At 45.6% G+C, this 21,738-nt stretch carries 18 protein-coding genes; 13 read left to right on the forward strand and 5 right to left on the reverse strand.

Translation table 11 applies throughout. The annotated features are described in order from the left end of the window. Nucleotides 1–148: 148 nt before the first annotated feature. The 11 genes from leuS (at nucleotide 149) to ybeD (ending at nucleotide 11,898) form a co-directional block, all read left to right on the forward strand. Nucleotides 149–2,731, forward strand: a complete 2,583-nt coding sequence (gene leuS, locus FE392_RS13480; protein ID WP_319930770.1) for a leucine--tRNA ligase — start codon at nucleotides 149–151, stop codon at nucleotides 2,729–2,731. A gap of 33 nt (nucleotides 2,732–2,764) precedes the next feature. Then, nucleotides 2,765–3,310, forward strand: coding sequence for an LPS assembly lipoprotein LptE (lptE, locus tag FE392_RS13485; protein WP_319930771.1), 546 nt, complete (start codon nucleotides 2,765–2,767; stop codon nucleotides 3,308–3,310). Beyond that, complete coding sequence (holA, locus tag FE392_RS13490; RefSeq protein ID WP_319930738.1) at nucleotides 3,307–4,335, forward strand: DNA polymerase III subunit delta; 1,029 nt, start codon at nucleotides 3,307–3,309, stop codon at nucleotides 4,333–4,335. The genes lptE and holA overlap by 4 nt, the downstream gene beginning before the upstream one ends. Next, nucleotides 4,332–5,051 (forward strand): nicotinate-nucleotide adenylyltransferase, encoded by a 720-nt coding sequence (gene nadD, locus FE392_RS13495; protein ID WP_319930739.1) that lies wholly within the window; start codon nucleotides 4,332–4,334, stop codon nucleotides 5,049–5,051. Before holA ends, nadD begins: the two co-directional genes overlap by 4 nt. Nucleotides 5,052–5,146: 95 nt before the next feature. Next, entirely contained in the window at nucleotides 5,147–5,473 is a 327-nt protein-coding gene (gene rsfS / locus FE392_RS13500) for a ribosome silencing factor (protein ID WP_319930740.1), read from the forward strand. Between the two features lie 2 nt (nucleotides 5,474–5,475). After that, entirely contained in the window at nucleotides 5,476–5,946 is a 471-nt protein-coding gene (rlmH, locus tag FE392_RS13505) for a 23S rRNA (pseudouridine(1915)-N(3))-methyltransferase RlmH (protein WP_319930741.1), read from the forward strand. A gap of 36 nt (nucleotides 5,947–5,982) precedes the next feature. Beyond that, nucleotides 5,983–7,902, forward strand: a complete 1,920-nt coding sequence (mrdA, locus tag FE392_RS13510) for a peptidoglycan DD-transpeptidase MrdA (RefSeq protein ID WP_319930742.1) — start codon at nucleotides 5,983–5,985, stop codon at nucleotides 7,900–7,902. A gap of 8 nt (nucleotides 7,903–7,910) precedes the next feature. Then, nucleotides 7,911–9,023: a peptidoglycan glycosyltransferase MrdB gene (gene mrdB / locus FE392_RS13515; RefSeq protein ID WP_319930743.1), complete on the forward strand. Its 1,113-nt coding sequence runs from the start codon at nucleotides 7,911–7,913 to the stop codon at nucleotides 9,021–9,023. Between the two features lie 12 nt (nucleotides 9,024–9,035). After that, on the forward strand, nucleotides 9,036–10,067 hold the full coding sequence (gene rlpA / locus FE392_RS13520; RefSeq protein ID WP_319930744.1) for an endolytic peptidoglycan transglycosylase RlpA: 1,032 nt from the start codon (nucleotides 9,036–9,038) through the stop codon (nucleotides 10,065–10,067). 252 nt (nucleotides 10,068–10,319) lie between these two features. After that, the gene (dacA, locus tag FE392_RS13525; RefSeq protein WP_319930745.1) at nucleotides 10,320–11,528 is read left to right on the forward strand and encodes a D-alanyl-D-alanine carboxypeptidase DacA; all 1,209 of its coding nucleotides are present in this window, start codon (nucleotides 10,320–10,322) and stop codon (nucleotides 11,526–11,528) included. A 106-nt stretch (nucleotides 11,529–11,634) separates the two neighbouring features. After that, a complete protein-coding gene (gene ybeD / locus FE392_RS13530) occupies nucleotides 11,635–11,898 on the forward strand; it encodes a DUF493 family protein YbeD (protein ID WP_045959110.1) in 264 nt (87 codons plus the stop codon). Nucleotides 11,899–12,064: 166 nt separating this feature from the next. Here ybeD and FE392_RS13535 read toward each other — a convergent pair whose 3' ends face one another. From FE392_RS13535 to fhuC, 4 genes are all read right to left on the reverse strand, one after another. Next, complete coding sequence (locus FE392_RS13535) at nucleotides 12,065–12,994, reverse strand: siderophore-interacting protein (protein ID WP_319930746.1); 930 nt, start codon at nucleotides 12,992–12,994, stop codon at nucleotides 12,065–12,067. Between the two features lie 177 nt (nucleotides 12,995–13,171). Continuing rightward, the gene (gene fhuB, locus FE392_RS13540; RefSeq protein ID WP_319930747.1) at nucleotides 13,172–15,145 is read right to left on the reverse strand and encodes a Fe(3+)-hydroxamate ABC transporter permease FhuB; all 1,974 of its coding nucleotides are present in this window, start codon (nucleotides 15,143–15,145) and stop codon (nucleotides 13,172–13,174) included. Continuing rightward, complete coding sequence (fhuD, locus tag FE392_RS13545; protein WP_319930748.1) at nucleotides 15,142–16,053, reverse strand: Fe(3+)-hydroxamate ABC transporter substrate-binding protein FhuD; 912 nt, start codon at nucleotides 16,051–16,053, stop codon at nucleotides 15,142–15,144. Before fhuD ends, fhuB begins: the two co-directional genes overlap by 4 nt. Next, on the reverse strand, nucleotides 16,053–16,850 hold the full coding sequence (gene fhuC / locus FE392_RS13550; protein ID WP_319930749.1) for a Fe3+-hydroxamate ABC transporter ATP-binding protein FhuC: 798 nt from the start codon (nucleotides 16,848–16,850) through the stop codon (nucleotides 16,053–16,055). Before fhuC ends, fhuD begins: the two co-directional genes overlap by 1 nt. A 203-nt stretch (nucleotides 16,851–17,053) precedes the next feature. Between fhuC and FE392_RS13555 the strand changes: the two genes are divergently transcribed. Beyond that, on the forward strand, nucleotides 17,054–19,267 hold the full coding sequence (locus tag FE392_RS13555; RefSeq protein WP_319930750.1) for a TonB-dependent siderophore receptor: 2,214 nt from the start codon (nucleotides 17,054–17,056) through the stop codon (nucleotides 19,265–19,267). Nucleotides 19,268–19,351: 84 nt separating this feature from the next. Here FE392_RS13555 and FE392_RS13560 read toward each other — a convergent pair whose 3' ends face one another. Further along, complete coding sequence (locus FE392_RS13560) at nucleotides 19,352–20,812, reverse strand: TrkH family potassium uptake protein (RefSeq protein WP_319930751.1); 1,461 nt, start codon at nucleotides 20,810–20,812, stop codon at nucleotides 19,352–19,354. A 179-nt stretch (nucleotides 20,813–20,991) separates the two neighbouring features. On the opposite strand from FE392_RS13560, the gene lipB reads away from it, so the two are divergent. Next, entirely contained in the window at nucleotides 20,992–21,624 is a 633-nt protein-coding gene (gene lipB, locus FE392_RS13565; protein ID WP_319930772.1) for a lipoyl(octanoyl) transferase LipB, read from the forward strand. The last annotated feature ends 114 nt before the right edge of the window (nucleotides 21,625–21,738 follow it).

The following is a 21,738-nucleotide window of genomic DNA, read 5'->3' on the forward strand; positions in this document are numbered from 1 at the left end:
CGGGGGCATAGATAACCGTATGTTTATAAAAACGGTGACTGGGGTGAATGAGTGCAGCCAACAAAGAGGCAACTTGAAAGACGAAGGGTATAAACGAACCATGCTCGCTAAAGGCGCAGCTTTACTTCACCATAGGATCATCGGTGCCATGCAAGAACAATATCGTCCAGAAGACATAGAGCAACAAGTCCAGCTTCATTGGCAAGAGAAGCAAACATTTAAAGTGACAGAAGACAACAATAAAGAAAAATATTACTGCCTGTCCATGCTACCTTACCCTTCTGGCCGACTACACATGGGCCATGTTCGTAACTACACTATTGGTGATGTGGTTTCCCGTTATCAGCGCATGCTGGGTAAAAATGTCCTGCAACCTATCGGTTGGGATGCCTTCGGCCTGCCAGCAGAAGGCGCTGCGATCAAAAATAATACCGCTCCAGCACCTTGGACTTATTCCAATATCGAGTACATGAAAAACCAGTTGAAAATGCTGGGATTCGGCTATGACTGGGATCGCGAAGTCACGACCTGTACACCGGAATACTATCGCTGGGAACAGTGGTTCTTCACTAAATTGTACGAAAAAGGCCTGGTATACAAAAAAACTTCTGCGGTTAACTGGTGTCCACACGATCTGACTGTTCTGGCAAACGAGCAGGTTATCGATGGTTGCTGCTGGCGTTGTGATACTCAGGTTGAGCGTAAAGAGATCCCGCAGTGGTTCATCAAAATTACCGCTTATGCAGAAGAGCTGTTAAACGATCTGGATAAGCTGGAAGACTGGCCTGAGCAGGTCAAAGTCATGCAACGCAACTGGATAGGCCGTTCAGAAGGTGTTGAAATCACTTTTAATGTTGCTGACAGCCAAGAAAAACTCACGGTTTATACAACTCGCCCGGACACGTTCATGGGGGCAACGTATGTTGCTGTAGCGGCGGGTCATCCTCTGGCAAAACAAGCTGCGGAAAACAATCCGGCATTGGCCGAATTCATTAATGAATGCCGCAATACCAAAGTTGCCGAAGCAGATATGGCTACGATGGAGAAAAAAGGCATGTCAACGGGCATGTTCGTCATTCATCCATTAACCAATGAAAAAATCGCTATCTGGGTTGCTAACTTTGTTCTGATGGAATACGGCACAGGGGCGGTAATGGCAGTTCCTGCGCATGATCAGCGTGATTGGGAATTCGCGACCAAATATAACCTGCCGATGAAAGCCGTTATTCTGGATAATGACGGTAACGTGCCAAACATTCAAGAAGCGGCACTGACAGACAAAAATGCCCTGTGCAACTCCGGTGAATTCGATGGATTAAGCAATGAAGAAGGCTTCAATACCATTGCGGATAAATTGGTTTCAATGGGTGTAGGCCAACGCAAAGTCAATTACCGCCTGCGCGACTGGGGTGTTTCCCGCCAGCGTTATTGGGGAGCGCCAATTCCGATGGCAACATTGGAAGACGGCACGGTCGTTCCTGTACCAGAAGATCAACTGCCGGTTGTTCTGCCGGAAGATGTTGAAATGGATGGCATTACCAGCCCAATCAAAGCTGATCCTGAGTGGGCGAAAACCACGATTAATGGTCAGCCAGCACTGTTTGAAACAGATACCTTTGATACTTTCATGGAGTCTTCCTGGTATTACGCGCGCTATACTTGCCCTGACTATGATAAAGGCATGTTAGATCCGGCTGCGGCTAACTATTGGTTGCCAGTAGATCAATACATCGGTGGTATTGAGCATGCGATAATGCACCTGATGTATTTCCGTTTCTTCCATAAGCTGATGCGCGATGCTGGCATGGTCAACTCTGATGAACCAGCTAAACATCTGCTGTGCCAAGGCATGGTTCTGGCTGATGCGTTCTATTACACCGGTAACAGTGGCGAAAAAGTCTGGGTTTCTCCGGCTGACGTGACTGTTGAACGTGATGAAAAAGGGCGTGTTGTAAAAGCAACGGATAATGAAGGCCATGAACTGGTTTATACCGGCATGAGCAAGATGTCCAAATCTAAGAATAACGGTATCGACCCACAACTGATGGTAGATAAATATGGCGCTGATACTGTTCGTCTGTTCATGATGTTTGCTGCTCCGCCAGAATTGACTCTTGAGTGGCAGGAATCTGGCGTAGAAGGCGCTAACCGCTTCCTGAAACGCGTATGGCGTCTGGTTTATGAGCACAGCAACAAAGGGGCAACCCAGCCGTTGGATGTCAGCAAGTTAACTGCTGAACAAAAAGATCTGCGTCGTGATCTGCACAAAACCATCGCGAAAGTTACTGATGATATCGGCCGCCGTAAGGCATTCAATACCGCCATTGCCGCTATCATGGAATTAATGAACAAATTGACTCGTGCTCCACAAGAGGCGGAGCAAGACCGTGCATTAATGCAAGAAGCCCTGAACGCCATTGTTCGCCTGCTTTCCCCAATCACACCACACTCTGGTTTCGTTATGTGGAAAGCGTTGGGCAATGAAAATGACATTGATGTTGCCCAGTGGCCACAAGCCGATGAGCAAGCAATGGTGGACGATACTAAACTGGTGATCATTCAGATCAACGGGAAAGTTCGTGGCCGCATTACTGTTCCAGCAGATGCAACAAAAGAATATGTTCAGGAAATGGCGGCACAGGAATACAGCGTGGCGAAATATCTTGAAAATGTCACTATTCGCAAAATCATCTACGTACCAGGCAAATTATTGAACCTGGTTGTGGGCTGATAACAGGAGACCTTATTTGTGACAGGAAATAATTTGCGACATCGTATTTGCATGTTGTTTCTCGGGTTAGCGGTGCTGGTCACCGCTGGCTGCGGCTTTCATCTCCGTGGCACAACACAAGTACCTAAAGAACTTCAAACTTTGCAACTGAATTCAAGTGACCCTTACGGGCCGCTGGCACGGGCTGTACGCCAGCAACTTCGCCTCAATGATGTCAAACTTGTTGAAAATGGCGATGCTTCGATACCTATCCTGAAGCTTTTGGGATCTGATGAAAACAAAGAGACAGTTTCAGTTTTCCAGGATGGTAAAGCAGCAGAGCGCCAATTAGTACTCAATGTTGATGCTCAGGTTCTGATGCCGGATGGCAGCATCTACCCCTTGCAAGCAAGGATTGATCGGGCTTTCTTCGATAACTCATTGGAAGCACTGGCAAAAGATGCTGAGAATGAGTTAGTTAAGCAGGAGATGCGTGAACAAGCAGCTCGCAGTCTTATGCGTCAACTGTTGACTGTTCATAGTGCAGAACTCCAGAAAGCTGATGAAAAGCAAAAAGCAGCAGCTACACCGAAGCAATGATCCGAATTTATCCTGAACAACTTCTTGCGCAGCTCAATGAAGGGCTGCGAAATAGTTATCTGCTGTGGGGCAGCGAACCTTTGCTGTTGCAAGAGAGTCAGGACAGCATTCGGCGAGTGGCTGAACAACAAGGCTTTATGGAACATTTCTCTTTTGTGTTGGATAACCACACTGATTGGGATGAAATCTTTAGCCTCTGTCAGTCACTCAGCTTATTTACCAGCCGCCAATCAATTACACTGCAACTGCCGGAAAATGGCCCAAATGCAGCAATGGCTGAGCGGCTGGTCAAGCTGTCAGAATTATTACATGCAGATATCCTGCTGATATTGCGTGGGCACAAACTGACCAAAGCGCAGGAAAATAGTCCTTGGTTTAAGGCGCTTGGGCAAAATGGTGTCTATATCAGTTGCCTGACGCCAGAACAAAACCGCCTGCCTCAATGGGTGGCTCAGCGAGCCAAAAACATGGGGTTATCGCTGGAAAATGAAGCCAATCAGTTACTCTGCTATTGCTATGAAGGTAATTTATTGGCATTGGCTCAGGCGCTGGAACGGCTCTCCTTGCTCTATCCTGATAATCGGCTGACCCTGCACCGGGTTGAGGATACTGTCAATGATGCAGCCCATTTCTCCCCCTATCATTGGGTTGATGCCTTACTGGCAGGAAAAACAAAGCGGGCTTGGCATGTATTGAAACAACTACGGCAAGAAGATACGGAAACGATCATTTTGCTTCGCACTATCCAGCGGGAACTGATGCTGCTACTGACATTTAAGCGCCAGAGCACAGCGGTTCCCTTGAAGACATTGTTTGATCAGCACAAAGTTTGGCAAAATCGTCGCCCCTTGCTGACAGCGGCATTACAACGTCTGTCGCAACCGGATCTACGGTCTGCCATACATTTGTTAAGCCAGATGGAACTGCGCGTCAAACAGGATTATAGCCAATCCATTTGGGCTGACCTGGAAACGCTTTCCATGCTGTTATGCGGAAAACCATTGCCAGAGAGCTTTTTTGAATGACTGATTCCACTATTTCAGGCGATATTGTCCCAGATAATATTGCGCCAGATGATAACGCCTCAAACACCAATACCCCAGTTATTCAAGCCCTGTTTGGTGGTACGTTTGACCCTATCCATTATGGCCATTTGTACCCGGTGGAAGCCTTGGCCCGGCTTGTAGGGCTAAAACAGGTTATTTTATTGCCCAATCATGTACCGCCACACCGTCCCCAGCCAGAAGCAAGCTCACAGCAACGGTTGGAAATGGTTCGTCTTGCGGTACAAAACAATCCGCTTTTTACCGTGGATACGCGTGAACTGGAACGCCAAACACCGTCTTATACAGTCGAAACATTAAAATCCTTTCGTCAAGAGATCGGCGAGCAGCATCCACTGGCGTTCATCATTGGGCAGGATTCACTGCAAACTATCCAAACTTGGCATAAATGGGAAGAACTACTGGAAATTTGCCATCTTCTGGTTTGCTCCCGCCCGGGTTATCAACATCAGCTTTCAACCCCAGAAATGCAACAATGGTTTGAAAAGCACCGGGTTGATACCCCATTTCTATTGAGCCAAAAACCGCATGGCTATATTTATTTAGCAGCCACCCCATTATTAAATATCTCGGCAACTGATATTCGTCTGCGCCATCAACAAGGACTGAGCTGTGATGACCTGCTTCCTTCATCAATATTGCAGTATATCGATGCTCACAGGTTATACAGACAATAACTAAACCTTGCGGTGATTTGCCGTTAAGTTGCTTACTTTTACCGAGTTTCGCATGCTATTATTCTGCGTTACTCAACCAATTTTATGAAATAAAGGTGATCCTTTTGCAAGGCACAGAACTACAACAATTTGTTATTGATAAACTTGAAGATTCCAAAGCACAGGATATTGTTTCTATAGACGTTCGTGGAAAATCCAGCATTACTGACTGCATGATCATCTGCACCGGAACCTCAAACCGCCACCTGATGTCTGTGGCAGATAATTTAGTCGATGACTGCCGTCAGGCCGGTATTATGCCTCTGGGGGTTGAAGGGCAAGGTATTTCAGACTGGATTGTCGTGGATCTTGGCGAAATCATGGTTCATGTTATGCAAGAAGACAGTCGTCGCATGTACGAGCTGGAAAAACTCTGGAGTTGAGTTTGAAGTTACAATTAGTTGCAGTAGGAACAAAAATGCCGGACTGGGTACAGACCGGCTTTATGGATTATTTAAACCGTTTCCCTAAAGATATGCCCTTTGAGCTCATTGAGATTCCGGCAGGAAAACGAGGAAAAAATGCGGATATCAAGCGCATTCTGGAAAAAGAAGGTGAACAAATGCTGGCGGCCGTCGGTAAAGGCAACCGGATTGTGACGCTGGATATTCCCGGTTCTCGCTGGGATACCCCGCAATTAGCGAATCAGCTCGAACGCTGGAAGCTGGATGGCAGAAATGTCAGCCTCTTGATTGGTGGCCCTGAGGGTCTGGCGCCTGCTTGCAAGGCAGCAGCAGAACAAAGCTGGTCACTTTCTCCTTTGACCATGCCACATCCTCTGGTGCGAGTTCTGGTAGCGGAAAGCCTTTACCGTGCATGGAGCATAACAACTAACCACCCTTATCATCGGGAATAAATTGGGTAATCTATCACCGTGAATTCTGGCAATGGGATGAAGAATAAACGAACTCCTTTTCGTGATCATTCGGCTGAATCAGCCTTGTTTATACGTCGCGCACTCGTGGCGTTTATTGGTATTATTGTTTTGACGGGAGTTTTGATTGCCAATCTCTATAAGCTCCAGGTCACTCGTCACGAAGATTACCAAACCCGCTCAAATGAGAACCGGATTAAGCTCCTTCCCATAGCCCCAAGCCGGGGCATTATTTATGATCGCAATGGCACACCACTGGCGATTAACCGAACTATTTATCAGTTAGAAGTTGTGCCACAAAAAGTCAGTGATCTTGACAAAGTATTAGAAGAGCTACGTTCTGTTGTCGGGCTTACAGATGAAGATATCGAAAATTTCCAAAAAGAGCGCAAGCGAACGGGCCCCTTTAAGCCCATTACGTTGAAAACACCGTTGACCCAAGTTCAGGTCGCCCGGTTTTCGGTCAATCAATATCGTTTTCCGGGGCTGGAGGTCAAAGGCCAACAGCGTCGTTATTATCCGTATGGTTCGACGCTCACCCATGTTATTGGCTATGTCGCTAAAATCAATGATAAAGATTTAGAACAGCTCAACAAAGATGGCGTTGCGAGAGATTACGCGGCGAGCCACGATATCGGGAAATTAGGCATTGAACGCTATTATGAATCCGTCTTGCACGGCAAGCCCGGTTATGAGGAAGTGGAAGTTAACAACCGAGGTAAAGTGATCCGCCAACTGCATGAACAACCTCCGGAAGCCGGTAAAGATATTTATCTGTCCATCGATTTAGAGTTGCAAACCTATATCGAAGAATTGCTGGCAACCAGCCGTGCCGCTGTCGTCGTCACGGATCCCCGCACAGGGGAAGTCTTGGCTATGGTATCCAACCCAAGCTATGATCCAAATCCATTTGTGAATGGCATTTCATTCAAAAATTACGCTGTTCTGCAAAACAATCCCAACCATCCGATGATTAACCGGGCAACATATGGAACATATCCTCCGGCATCTACAGTGAAGCCTTTTATTGCCGTTGCAGCCCTCAGCAGCAATGTCATTACCAAAAACACAACAATATTCGATCCCGGTTGGTGGCAATTGCCAAATTCAGAAAAACGTTACCGTGACTGGAAGCGTTCAGGGCACGGCAAACTGGATGTCCATAAATCCATTATGGAATCTGCGGATACGTTCTTCTATCAACTCGCCTACGATATGGGTATCGATAAATTGTCCGAATGGATGTCAAAATTTGGCTACGGCCAGCTTACGGGCATTGATTTGAAAGAAGAAAGACCGGGCAATATGCCAACGCGGGAATGGAAATTGAAGCGTTATAAAAAGCCTTGGTATCAAGGCGATACTATTTCCGTGGGTGTCGGCCAAGGGTACTGGACTGCCACCCCGATGCAGATGGCCAAGGCCCTTATGATATTGATTAATGATGGCGAAGTAAAAACACCCCATTTCTTACTTAAGACGCGCATCAATGGCGAAATGCACCCTTATCGCCCCCCAGTCAGCCCCCCTATTGGAGATATCCATTCCGGTTACTGGGAAATTGCCAAAAGTGGTATGTACGGTGCTGCCAATTCTCCAACAGGTACTGCACGTAGGGCTTTCGTCGGCACCCCATACAAAGCGGCGGTTAAATCAGGTACAGCCCAGGTTTTCAGTTATGAAACGTATAACGAAAGTAAACTTGCTGAACGCTTGCGTGACCATAAGCTGATGATTGCTTTTGCGCCCTTTGATAATCCGACAGTCGCTATGTCCATTATTCTGGAAAATGGCGGTTCATCAGGGCTGACGGTTGCGGCAACCGTGCGTAAAATTCTGGATCATGTTTTACTTAAGGATAAAAATACGCCTCCTCCTGCCGCAGTTTCCAATGCGCAAGCAACCAGAACACCTGTAACCAGAACACAAGCCAATTGAGTAAAGCTATGACAGAGTCTCAAAAAAAGGTTCCTTTTTGGACCCGCATACATATAGATATTCCACTAATGCTATTGGTTCTGGCGTTACTGGCTTACAGTCTGTTCATCATGTGGAGCGCCAGCGGGCAAGATATCGACATGATGGAACGTAAAGTCGGGCAGGTTATCATGGGCCTGATTGTCATGGTGGTTTTGGCTCAAATTCCCCCGCGCCTGTACGAGAATTGGGCGCCATACCTATATGTAGGGTGTATCATCCTGCTGATTTTGGTTGATGTGTTTGGTCAAATAAGTAAAGGTGCACAGCGCTGGTTGGATTTGGGCGTTGTTCGCTTTCAGCCATCGGAAATAGCCAAAATTGCCGTTCCTTTGATGGTGGCTCGCTTTATGAACCGCGATCTCTGCCCTCCTACATTGAAAAATACGGCGATTGCACTGGTTTTAATTTTTGTTCCGACATTGCTGGTTGCTGCACAACCCGATTTAGGCACCTCGATTCTGATTGCTGCATCTGGGGTGTTCATACTGTTTCTGGCTGGCATGAATTGGAAACTGATTGCCGTTGCCGTTGTACTAGTCGCTTGCTTTATCCCAATATTGTGGTTTTTCCTGATGCACGACTACCAACGTTCCCGCGTGATGATGTTATTGGATCCAGAGATTGATCCCTTGGGCAAAGGTTATCATATCATCCAATCCCAAATCGCCATTGGTTCTGGTGGATTGTTCGGGAAAGGTTGGCTGCAAGGCACTCAATCACAACTGGAATTTCTACCTGAGCGCCATACCGACTTTATTTTCGCCGTATTATCTGAAGAATTGGGCCTGATTGGCGTTCTCGCCCTGCTTGCGCTCTATATGCTTATCATTATGCGGGGCTTAGTTATTGCAGCGAAAGCACAAAATACTTTCGGCCGGGTCATGGTCGGAGGGCTGATACTGATTCTGTTTGTCTATGTTTTCGTTAATATCGGCATGGTGAGCGGTATTTTGCCTGTAGTTGGTGTCCCTTTGCCTCTGGTGAGTTATGGAGGCTCGGCTCTCATTGTCTTAATGGCGGGGTTCGGCATTATCATGTCGATACATACGCACCGTAAATTATTGTCCAAAAGTTTATGAGGAAGAAGTTTCATGCGTCAACAATGGCTTATACTTAGCATCGTAGCGGTACTGCTATCAGGCTGTACATTAACCAGCAATGAGCAGAGTGTTTCTCAACCTCAGGTTCCGACCCATGACGTTTTAGGTGCAGAGCCTCAATATGAGCCTTACCATCCCGGTGCCAATCAGGATTATCAGCGGGATGGAAAAACTTATCACATTGTGCAAGATCCGGCCCAATTCACTCAAACAGGCTATGCCAGTTGGTTCGGCGAAGCTGCCAATGGTAAGTTGACAGCAATTGGTGAACGCGCCAGCCCTTATGCTTTAACGGCCGCCCATCCGACATTACCGATCCCAAGCTATGTGCGTGTCACCAATTTAAGCAACGGGCGCATGATGGTTGTCCGCATCAACGATCGCGGCCCGTACAATACCGGGAAAATTATCGAATTATCACGCGCGGCGGCAGAACGCCTGAATTTGATGCCACAAAGCAAAGTAAAACTGGATGGCATCCTAGTTGCACCTGATGATTCAGTTTCTGGTTTAGGTACAGTCGGTTCCACTATCGTCAAACAAAGTTATGCTTTGCCAGACAGGCCAAGTATTGATTTTCAGTCGCCAGTGGAAAATAACACTGTTGAACAAAATCTGTCTGTAAAACCAGAAGAGCAAGCTGTTACGCCATCTTCTGAAGCATCAGTCACTGAAACATCAGCGCCTGAAGCCCTGCCGTCTGCCACCAGCACTTCTGCTGCTCCAACGGCCTCAGCATCAGATAATTCATTGAGGCTGAATACGCCATCAACCCCGAATACTGCAGATTCAATATCAACGGGGAAATATATGGTGCAGGTAGGCGCAGTCAGTGTTGAACCAAAAGCCAGAGAATGGCAACAATCATTGAGCCAACGTTTTAACGTACAAGGCCGCATAACTCAATTTGGCAATGTCTATCGCGTGCAACTGGGGCCATTCGACAGCCGCCAGCAAGCAGTTGAGTTGCAAAAGAAATTAACAGATCAAATGCAGCAATCCTCATTTATTGTTGCACCTTGATTGTCTGGGTAAATTTCTCTGCCAGCAAACTGTTGTGCCAGATAGAAGCAAGATAGAAACAAATAACGCTCCCTGCTGATATTAAATATCTCATGCTTATCAGCAGGCAGATAAATAATTGCGAACTGAGTTTTGGGTAAAGCAGTGTAAAACCTTTAACTCACTCAATTTTGTTTAATGTCAGGCTTTTTTTCATTTGTTATTATGTGGCTTATTATTAATCTTTCTCTCACGGATGTTATCTGATCAATCATGAAATATATAGTTACTTCCCGCTTGATTAAAAAAGCGACCTTAGGCATCGCCCTAGCTGCCAGTGTTTCTGCGTTTGCCAACACAGATGATAATTTCAAAACCATGATCCCCGGGGCTCCCGTGCTGGATTCTGAAGCCTATATTCTGATTGATTACAACTCAGGAAAAGTCTTGGCTGAGAAAAATGCAGATGTTCGCCGAGATCCCGCAAGCCTGACCAAAATGATGACCAGCTATGTAATAGGCCAAGCCATCAAATCAGGAAAAATAACGCCAAATGATATGGTTACAGTCGGTAAGGACGCTTGGGCAACCGGTAACCCAATCTTCAAGGGTTCTTCCTTGATGTTTTTAAAGCCCGGCGATCAAGTTTCTGTTGCGATGCTGTCCCGCGGGATCAACCTGCAATCCGGCAATGACGCCTGTGTGGCAATGGCTGACTATGTCGCTGGCAGCCAAGATACGTTTGTCAGTTTGATGAACAAATATGTGCAAAGTCTTGGCCTGAAAAATACCCATTTCCAGACTGTGCATGGCTTGGATGCGAATGGTCAGTACAGCTCTGCCCGTGATATGGCTCTCATTGGCCAGGCGCTGATCCGCGACGTGCCGGATGAATATGCTATCTACAAAGAGAAAGAATTTACGTACAACAACATTCGCCAACCCAACCGCAATGGCCTGTTATGGGATAAGAGCCTAAATGTTGATGGCATTAAAACCGGTCATACCAGCGGCGCAGGATATAACCTCGTTTCCTCTGCAACCGAAGGTAATATGCGTCTTATTTCTGCCGTCATGGGCAGCCCAACATTCAAGGGCCGTGAAAGCGACAGTAAAAAGTTACTGACATGGGGCTTTCGTTTCTTCGAAACAGTTGCACCATTGAAAGTCGGCAAAGAATTCGCATCAGAACCAGTTTGGTATGGTGATACCGATAAAGTCCAACTGGGCGTTGACAAAGATGTGTACCTGACAATTCCCCGTGGCCGCTTGAAAGACTTAAAGGCCAGCTATGTATTGAATAATACTGAGCTGCATGCACCGCTGGCGCAACACCAAGTTGTCGGCACGATCAACTTCCAGCTTGATGGAAAAACCATTGAACAGCGCCCATTAGTTGTTATGCAGGAAGTCAAAGAAGGTGGCTTCTTCAGCCGCATAGTCGATTATATTCGACTGATGTTCCATCATTGGTTTGGTTAATCCCTTGAAAGCCAGGTATTGGGCCTTATATTAGTGACATCCGTTAGAAAATTATTATGCCACGGCAATTTGCCATTCTGCCGTGGCAAAGACATGAGGAACGCCCATGAAAACAAAATTAAATGAACTGCTTGAGTTCCCCTGCTCATTTACTTACAAAGTGATGGGCTTAGCTCAACCTGAGCTGGTGGATCACGTAGTTGAAGTGGTTCAGCGCCATGCACCGGGCGATTATTCCCCAGTTGTAAAACCTAGCAGCAAAGGCAACTACCATTCTGTTTCCATCACCATCAACGCCACTCATATTGAACAAGTTGAAACGTTGTATGAAGAATTGGGTGCTCTGGAACTGGTGCGTGTTGTGCTCTAATCAGAGTACCTTAGAGAATATGCTCTTTGAGCAATAGTTCTTTAAGTAATAACGCGCTGAGCGGTTAAGCACTGATGGCTCCATTGAAAAACGCTGATTGGAAAAATCAGCGTTTTCTTTTCTGCAACCTGCCTGCATACACTTTATTTCAGACAGCTTGTGTAGCTTAATGGTGGCTTTTTGACGATTTAGCCCAATAAGCCATAAAGTTAATTAATTTTTTATCTAAATGGCGTTCCTGAAGTAGATAACGACGCAGATTTTTTACGGCCGTTGATTCTGCGGCAACCCAGCCATAAAAATGGTTGGCTTTACCCTCATTGTCTGCCCTTTCCCAGAATATGCCGTCAGATGAAACAGATTCAGCCAAAGACTGCTCTTCAATATATGCGGATTCTGGAAGTACAACGTGCTCACGTACCGCTTCTAACAAACGCTCGCCGTATCCGTATTCTGCTTTAACATCGCGTGGCAACCAAAATACATTGGCAAATTTAAATTGTTCTAGATTGAGGCAATCACCCTGCACAGGAACTTCGAAGAATGCCTGTACATTTGGAGGAGAGTCATGCAGAGATAATTCTTCAAGGATCCCCAACGCCGCAGGCAGTGCTGTTTCATCAGCAACGAGCAATACTTGATTAACCTGCTCTGGCGGCATCCATTCGCAGCCCCCCATGCCCCCCATTTGGCCACTGCCAGTGTTATCGGATGTAGCTCTAGGGGCAACTATCTGTAAGGGTGCACCTTGTTCAGCCTGACTTAGCCAATTGGATACAGGTGTGTTTTTGCCATGCAAGACAAACTCTACATCCATCTCATTATCTTCAATGCGCAACGCCCTTAATGTATAAGTTCTCATTAAAGGCCGTTCGTCTTTAGGGATAGACATGTAATGGCTGTACCAGTCGTTCCCTTCATTTATCCTTATTGAAGGGTGGCTTGGCTGAGGAAATAGTAGCTTAATGCGCTGATCGGGAGCATGCCGCCGCATTTTATTCACATCAGAACTTTCAAACACACAACGCACCAAAGAGGCAGACACAGTGATGCGTTTTTTCAAGACCAGATTAAAGATAGAGTAAGTTGAAGACATAATAATTATATTAACAAAGTGGTTTGTTATTCTCGTTATCGAAAGGATACCTGACAACCTAGACTAATCGATAACGCAAATCAATATCATATTGATAATTATTCGCATGACTACTAATAATAGCCATTTATGCTAAATATTCTTTCTGAACCTTCAGGCTCTCCCCTGAATTCATCCCTATCTGACCTGCCGGCGTAGCAACACAATAAAGTAAGGAACGCCAATAAAAGCCGCGAGCAACCCTGCCGGGATCTGGTAAGGAAACAGCAGAATCCGTCCACACCAATCAGCTAGTAGCATCAAAGATCCTCCCAGCAACATTCCTATCATCAACTGTGGCATTGCCCGCCTGAATCCCATCATGCGAGCCATATGCGGAGCCATTAAACCAACAAAGCTTAATGGCCCGGTCATTAACGTTGCGGCTGCGGTAAGTGCGGAAGCTATCAATAAAATGAGCCATCGTGAGGAAGTCAGAGAAATGCCCACAGACTGAGCACTGGCACTTCCCAATGGTAAAATCGTCAACCAACGGCGATATAACGGCGTCAATCCTATCAATATTAAGGCAATTGCCAACGTGAAAAGTGCCTGAGTGGGTTCAACCCCGTAAGTTGAGCCTGATAGCCATGCCAGCAACATTCCCGTGCGAGGATCACCACTTGCCAGCACCATTACAATTAACGTGCCAAATACCGTACTAATTGCAATACCGGACAATAACATCCGTTGTGCCGAAAAACCTTGCCGGCGGGATACAAGGATAACCAATAGCAGAGTAAGGGCAGCTCCCAAGCTTCCTGCGGGAAGTAACCAGACAAAAACATTGCCGGATGTCATTAATAGTAATGTCAAAACGCCTAATGCCGCGCCAGATGAAATCCCTAAAACTTCAGGGCTGGCCATGGGATTGCCCGTCAGTTTTTGGATCATCGTCCCTGCAACAGCCAACATCATTCCTGCACTCAATGCTGCTATTACACGCGGCCAGCGCCAAGGCAATAATTCAGCGATTTTATCACCCTGTGCCCAATACCAACCTTCAGCCCCACGCCCGAACAGTAATGCTGTTATTGTCATTGCACTCAGCAGCAATATCCCCAATATGATCCAACGCCAAAATGCCCGACGTTCAACGAGAATTTTCTCGAGAGTTGAAAGTGCAGGCCTTTGCCCATTGGTACGCAGACGGGGCAAAAGCCACAACAAGAGAGGGGCTCCGATTAGCGCGACGACCGAACCTGTGGGAATATTGCGCCATACAGTCGCCAGCCACTGTACAACCTGATCAGTAAACCACAATAATAAGGCTCCAATCAGCGGTGACATAAGCACTTGCTGACTCAATTGCCTTGCGCCACAAATACGTGCCAGCAATGGGGCAAATAAACCAATAAAGCCAATCACCCCCACCGCATTGACCATCACAGCACTGAGAACAACAGCCAGTGACAATGCAGCCAACCGGGCACTGTTCAGGCCCAATCCAAGATTTTTCGCCACTCCGTCATCCAATCCAAGCAGCGTTAATGGTCTTAGTAGCAATAAAGTCAGCACCAGTGAAATTGACAATGTCGGAATCAACCACTGTACAATTTGCCAATCGTGCTGGGCCAATGAACCACTCGCCCAGACAAACATGCCTTGTAATTTTTCATAGTTAAACAGTGCCAACAGAGAATTGACGGCACCGCAATATAGCCCCATCACTAAGCCGGCAAGAATCAGCGTTATCGGTGATAAGCGCCGTCCCCACGACAACCCGAATACTACCAATGCAACTACCACCGAACCTGCCAAAGCGGCCAGTTGCATTAACAGGCTATCTGGTGGTACTGCCAGTAGTAATGCCAGTGTCACACCACATTGGGCTCCGGCAGAAACGCCGAGGGTTGCAGGCTCGGCCAGAGGATTGCGCAATACCTGCTGAAATAATAATCCCGCCAATCCCAGCCCTGCCCCAACTAACAGGGAAATGACCAGACGGGGTAATGTGCTGTAATGCATCACAACCTGACGGATATTATCCGCGTCGGGAGAATATAAAGATTGCCACCACTGGAAAACAGGCAATTGATGTTGCAGGTTATAGAATGTCAACATCAGTGATGGAAACAACAATAGTAAAAGTACCGTCCACAAACACTTCATGCCCGCTTCTCCAACGCTGACGTCAATAATTCACTAAAGCGCATGGCTGACAGCGTAGCACCATAAAACCACACGGCAGGTTGAATGCTGATCGGGTAACGTTTTACAAACGGCAGTGCTCTCCATAATGGAGTTTGCTGTACACGAGTGAACAGTGCGTCATTTCCATGACTGAAAAAGATAGCCTTGGCATCTTGAATAGCGGCTAGTTGCTCGATATTCACCACCTGACTTCCCCAAGCATTTGTTTTTCCTTTCCAGGCATTTTGCAAGCCCAGATTATCGAGGACATCCTTGAACAGGCTACCGTCGCCAAAAACCATCGCATGGTCTTTATCCAACAAAGTAAATAATAAAATAGGTACATCATGCCAAATGTGCAGCCGCTGCCGGCATTGTTCCATCTGCCTATGATAGTGTTGCACATGTTGGGCATATTGGTGATGAAGCTCGAGTCGCTCAGCAAGCTGTTGCAATGAATGCCATGCTTCAGCTAATGGAGTTCGGGTTTTGCTTGTGAAACTGAACCCCATTATTGGCGCAATTGTCGTCATTTTCGCCACTGCAGGGCCATAATTTTGTGAGTAAAGGATCAGGGAAGGTGATAATTGCTGCAACAATTCCATATTAGGCTCAGTGCGCGTCCCCAAATCGATTACTTGGGGCGATAATTCAGGCTCCCGTACCCACAAGTTATAATTACGAATATCAGCCACAGCCAACGGCATAATTCCCAGAGCAGTCAGTAGCTCTACTGGCAGCCATTCCAATACAGCAATGCGTTGGCTATCAGGATGGGTAACATACGGGGAAGTCACCGAACGGGCCAGCGATGGCATCCATAACGGAGAAAGGGCCAGCGTTGTAAGTAAACGACGGCGGCCAAAATTAGGGTTAAATTTATTCATCAGTAGACAAAACTTACCGGAGCTCCACCAGCAGGATGAGGCAAAATCCCCATCTCTATTCCATATATTTTTTCTAATACATGCTCTTGCATTATTTCTTGGGGGGTTCCCTGAGCTATCAGTTCTCCGCCCCGTAAAGCCACCAAATGATCACAATAGCGCGCAGCCATATTGATATCATGCAGGACTGCAATCACCGTCAACCCCTTTTCACGGCTCAAGCGTTGGATCAGGGCCAGCACTTCAACTTGATGTGCTATATCCAGTGCTGAAGTAGGTTCATCGAGCAACAGGCAGCGGCTGTTCTGGGCGACGGTCATTGCAAGCCATGCACGTTGGCGTTCCCCGCCCGACAAACTATCAACCAGCCGATTAGCCAAGGAGCTCAAGTCCACCAGCGCTATTGCCTCTTCGACATGACGACGATCCTCAGAGCTAAACCGCCCCAAAGCCCCATGCCAAGGATACCGACCGACAGCAACCAATTCACGCACAGTCATCCCTTCTGCTGGCGGCAATTGCTGTGGCAAATAAGCAACTTCACGTGCAAACGCTTTATTGTTCCACTGTGCTATCGGCTGTTCTGCCAGTTGTATTGTGCCTTCACTTGGCGGCTGATGGCGCCCCAGCATTTTCAATAATGTCGATTTGCCTGAGCCATTATGACCAATTAACCCCGTAACCAGACCTGAAGTGAATGCCAATGAGAGATCACTGAGTAGCCGTCGGCCTGAAACAGCAAAACTAACTCGTTGCAAAACAAAATTAGAAGTTGGGGATGAAATACTTTCAATCAAACCTAATTACCTCTGGATAAAGGTTACGATTACTGCGTTGAATTGTAGACATAATACACAAAATGCTTTACACAACAAAACAAATGAATATCATCTTAATAATTATTATTAATAGCATTTAATTCTTTGTTTTCAGAATGAAATCATTGCAACATTGATAATGATTCTGAAATTAATTCATTTATTCAATACGAAGGCAATCAATGATAAAGCGCAGTTCTTTTTGGATTATTTCGCCCTGTTTGTCTGTTATTTTGGCCCCATCTGTTTCAGCAACAGAATTAAAAAAAGAAAGTGATAAAGAAGATCGCATTGTTGTTTCTTCCAGCCGTACTCACCGCAGCATTCCCCAAATGGCGCAAACAACTTGGGTAATTGAGAAGAGTGATATTGAGCAGCAAATGGATGGGGGCAAAGAATTCAAAGATATTCTGGCCCAATTAATTCCGGGCATGGATGTCAGCAGCCAAGGCCGAACTAATCATGGAATGAATATTCGTGGCCGATCAATTGCTGTCATGATTGATGGCGTGCGTTTAAATTCTTCCCGTTCCGATAGCCGGCAATTAGATTCTATCGACCCATTCAATATTGACCATATTGAAGTCATATCTGGCGCGACGTCGCTTTATGGCGGTGGCAGTACGGGGGGATTAATTAATATTGTCACGAAAAAAGGGCAGCAGGAAAAACAAGTTGATCTGCAATTGGGCGGCAAAAGTGGCTTGATAAGCCGCCAAGATCATGATGAAAAAGTAGCCGCAGCCATTAGTGGCGGTACTGATCATATACATGGTCGCCTTTCCGCCTCTTACCAACGTTACGGTGGCTGGTTTGATGGCAAAAAGAATGAAGTTTTAATCGATAATACTCAAACAGGCCTGCAATATTCCGATCGGCTTGATGTCATGGGAACCGGGCAACTTACCATTGATGAACACCAGCAATTACAGTTAATAACGCAATATTACCGGAGTAAGGCTGACGGCAAGCATGGCATCTATCTCGGTCAAGATTTTGCCGCTGTCACCGGCAAAGCGGCGGCTTATAATGCCAGTGGATTAGATTCAGATCGCATTCCCGGTACTGAACGCCATTTGGTAAGCCTGCAATATTCCAATACCGATTTTTTAGGGCAGGATTTAGTTGCCCAGACTTTTTATCGTGATGAGTCTTTTGCTTTTTATCCATTTCCAACCCTTACAAAGGGTAAAGTCAACAGTATCAGTTCATCAGAGCAAAAAACCCAATTTTACGGTGGAAAATTCACACTCAATAGCCAACCTATTGAAAATTTGTCATTAACATACGGATTTGATGCTGAGCATGAAAAATTCAGTGCAAATCAGCAATTCTTTAATTTAGATACCGCACGAAAATCCGGCGGGATGAAATTAAAAAATAACTATAATGTTGGCCGATATCCGGGGTTCACGATTACCAACTTGGCTCCTTTTTTACAAACGAGCTACGATATCAATTCAATATTTACCATCAACGGCGGCATTCGCTATCAATATACGCAGAACAAAATCGATGATTTTATCGCGTATAAACAGCAGCAGGCGATTGCGGAGAAAGAGGCAAAATCCGCAGATACCATCCCCGGCGGCACAACGAGCTACAATAACTACCTGTTCAATGCGGGAATACTCGCTAACCTAGCTAAAAACCAACAAGTATGGTTTAACTTTTCTCAAGGGTTTGAACTGCCTGACTTAGGCAAATACTACGGTTCGGGTGATTACGGTAAACCAGTGAACGGGCACTATCCGTTAAGAAACAGCGTCAATGTCAATGATTCCAAATTAAGGGGCATTAAAGTCAATTCATATGAATTGGGATGGCGTTATAACGGAGATAATCTGCATACACAAATCGCGACTTATTATTCTCTGTCGGATATCACAATCGGTGTCAATAAAACAGATATGACTATCATTGTGAACCCCAATAAGCGGCGTATTTATGGTGTGGAAGGTGCCGTAGATTATTTCTTTGACAATAGTGACTGGAAAGTCGGAACCACGTTCAATATTCTCAAATCGGAAACGCAAAAAAGTGGGAGATGGGAAAAGTTGTCGATCACCGATGCCAGCCCATCAAAAATGACCGCTTATGTTGATTGGGCTCCGGATGATTGGGAATTCCGTTTGCAATCACAACAAGCATTTAATGTCTCTGATGACAGCGGTAAAAAGATAGATGGATACAATACCGTTGATTTTCTCGGCACTTACTATTTGCCAGTTGGAAAAATCAACTTCAGTATCGAAAATTTGCTGGATACAAATTACACCACGATTTGGGGGCAACGTGCCCGCGTCTTTTATAGCCCGGGATATGGCGCACCTGAATTATATAGCTACAAGGGTAGAGGAAGAGCATTCGGGCTAAGTTATTCCGTCGCTTTCTAGTTGTGAATCTGGCTGTGAATAGTTATGTGTACCCATTCAATGGGTACACATAACAAGTGAAATAGAGTAATTAAAACAGCGTAACTAAAATCGCCAAAACGCTTTCGAGCACAAAATCAGTATTGGGTAAATTTCCAGCCTTCCCAATAACATAGCCGCACACATCATCCATTTTGCTGCAGCATCAAGCTCACCAAAACCTTGGGCTGTTGCGCCATATCCAATTCCCATATTATTGATACAGGCAGCAACCGTGGCAAATGATGTCACCAAATCATAGCCAAGCAGATTCAATGCCCATATAAAAAAGCAGCTAAAAAAAACATAGAGGAAAAAAAAGCCCCAGACCGATCGCAATACACGTTCTTGAACCGCAGATTGACCTATCTTGATCGTCGAAATGGCATTTGGATGAACGAGTTGATTAATTTCACTGAAACTTTGCTTTGCCAAGATCAAGAAGCGCAATGCTTTGATACCACCACACGTTGATCCCACACAGCCGCCAAAAAAACTGACTGCCAGCAGCATCAAGATAGTATGGGGCGGCCATTGGGCGTAATCCGATGTTGCCAAGCCATTGTCGGTCATCATGGAGCTGGTCATAAAAAAGCCATGAACAAAGGCATCTTTTATGCCATACATGCCAGAGCGGTATAATTCCAGCCAAATAATACAGACTATTCCCGCCAGCACTAATAAGAAGAATTGTAGCTCCGCATTTTTCAAGAGCGGTTTCAGGCTCCGGCGTGTCAAGGCAACGAAATAAAGCGTAAAGTTGACGGCCGACAATACTGAGAAAATTCCCCCCACCATTTCAATAGCAGCACTGTCATAATAACCAAGGCTTTCATTGCGGGTTGAAAATCCCCCCAGAGAGACGGTTGAAATGCCATGGCAAATAGCATCGAACCATGACATCCCAGCCCCCCAAAAGCTGACCGAGCATAACCCTCCCAACAATAAATAAACAACCCATAAGCTCTTGGCACTGTCCGCAAGACGCGGAGTCAATCGCTCTTCTTTGAAAGGGCCGGGCATTTCTGATTGATAAAGTTTGGCGCCACCAATACCCAGTAATGGCAAAATCGCTACAGCAAGAACAATGACTCCCAATCCACCGATAAAATTGAGTTGGGCACGATAATAAAGCATCGATTTGGGCAAAGCGGAAACATCATTCAGTATTGTTGCTCCCGTGGTCGTTATCCCGGAAACACCTTCAAACATCGCATCCACGAGTTTGATATTCAAACTTTTGTCGAGTACAAATGGCAAGGCGCTGATTATCGAAAACAGCAGCCAAAATAATACAATAATAAGAAACCCATCTTGCGTACTGGGTTGTACTTTCGTTTTACGGGTGAGATACCAACCCACACCCCCGGCGATTAATCCAATAATAAATGTTTCAAAAAACGCAAAAACACTTTTTTCTTTATAAAACAATGCAACAAAAATAGGCAACAGCATCGAAAGGCTGTACAGGAGCACCAAAAAACTACAAAGGTGCCCAACAATCAATAGTTGGTTTTTTCTGACCATCTGTTATCTCAAACAGTGATTAAAGGAAATCGACGAAATATATAACTATGATAATATAAAATATAAATATATTCGTCTAATTAACAATATTATTGCATTAAGTCATTCTCGAACTGGTGAGATTCATCTTAGGGCGTTATACTGACGGGCACTTTTTATTAACGAATGATGAACCCCCATTGCAACATAACACCGTTATCTTACGCCAGTTAGGTATTCAGCCTTACGAGCCGGTTTCTGATGCCATGCATCAATTTACCGAACAGCGTACTGCGGAAACACCTGATGAAATCTGGCTGGTCCAACACGAAAAAGTCTTTACACAAGGTCAGGCAGGTAAATCCGAGCACGTGCTTGTCGCTGGTGATATTCCGGTCATTCAATCGGACAGGGGTGGTCAAGTCACCTATCATGGGCCTGGGCAGCAGGTCATGTATGTTTTGATTGATTTGAAACGGGCAAAAATTGGTGTTCGTCAGTTGGTAACGGCAATCGAAAATACTGTGATTGAAACGCTGGCACATTTTGGTGTGGAAGCATACGCTCGCCCAGATGCGCCAGGTGTTTACGTCTCAGGCAATAAAATATGTTCTCTTGGGCTGCGGATCCGTAAAGGATGTTCTTTCCACGGCCTGGCGCTGAATATAGCAATGGATTTAGAACCGTTTTTACGCATTAACCCATGTGGTTATGCAGGCATGAAAATGATCCAACTCAGTGATTTCATTACTGACGTGACAATTGAAGATGTACAACCCGTTCTGGTAGAAAAATTCTGTCAGATCTTGGGATTTCAACTAATCAATGATTGATGATATAATTTTTTAACATTTTTCAAAAAAATTTGAATGGATTTATTGCCTCGATATTTCTCTTATCACTATCAGGCAGTAAATAAAAATCTGAAGAATATAACTGGAACCAGC

Source organism: Xenorhabdus santafensis, assembly GCF_033949405.1.
In the GTDB taxonomy this organism is placed as follows: Bacteria; Pseudomonadota; Gammaproteobacteria; order Enterobacterales; family Enterobacteriaceae; genus Xenorhabdus; species Xenorhabdus santafensis.